The following is a 207-nucleotide window of genomic DNA, read 5'->3' on the forward strand; positions in this document are numbered from 1 at the left end:
TGGAGGCCGTGTTGAGGTTGCCGGCACCGTCGGTGAAGGCGCCAGCCGGAACGGTGACGGAGACTGTTCCGTCGGCAACTGGCGTCAGCGTCACGGTGTAGGTCGTACCGGAGCCGGTGAGGGTTGCCGTTGCATTGACGAGCGTCAGGTCGCCGACGGCGAAGTCGGTTGAGGCCTCGCTGAGGGTTATCGTCGCCGTGTACTCCC

General features: G+C 65.7%; 1 protein-coding gene. It reads right to left on the reverse strand.

What is annotated here, in order from left to right:
- The coding region (locus J5J09_RS22705) for an Ig-like domain-containing protein (RefSeq protein ID WP_208554536.1) at window positions 1–207 on the reverse strand (207 nt) is incomplete at both ends.

This window comes from Ciceribacter sp. L1K22 (assembly GCF_017599385.1).
In the GTDB taxonomy this organism is placed as follows: domain Bacteria; phylum Pseudomonadota; class Alphaproteobacteria; order Rhizobiales; family Rhizobiaceae; genus Allorhizobium.